Here is a 512-nt window from a genome sequence, read left to right on the forward strand (position 1 = left end):
CACGGAACATCACTTGGTCAACAGAGAGCGTCACTACATAACTACCGCTATAACGGCTGGCGCAAGCATAAGCAACTTGGTCAAGCATTTTTAGCAGATCGCCACCATGCACATTACCAATGAAATTGGCCATATCAGGTGTCATCAGTACTGACATGTACAGCTCATGATTTAGAGGCGCTTTTTTGGCTGTTGACGAAGTGTTTAGTTGTGGCATAATCTTCCCGTTTCGCTATGAGCAGTTAAAAGTAGTATAGGTGATTTGCATTAGTGTAACGCAAACCACCTGTTTTGTGACAGCCCTTACCCTCATAACAATGTTTAACTTAATAACATTTATCACATGGAGCCAAATCAGTCTCCCATCCCCTATTAACCATTGAGACAGCACAATATCAGCATGCTACAATGCTAAAAGCAAGGTTATAAGAGCTTATATAAAGGGTAGTATATTCTTTATTTAACATGCTTTTATCTTGTATTGACAATAATTACAACACCATACAACTAGT

The 512-nt window shown here is 39.3% G+C and carries 1 protein-coding gene; it reads right to left on the reverse strand.

Annotated features, from left to right (window positions below):
• Positions 1-217, reverse strand: a 217-nt coding sequence (locus tag ACS8FD_RS24755) for an acyl-CoA thioesterase (protein ID WP_439277791.1), incomplete at its 3' end; no start/stop codon positions are given.
• Between the last annotated feature and the right edge of the window lie 295 nt (positions 218-512).

Source organism: Psychrobacter sp. 1U2, from assembly GCF_051847575.1.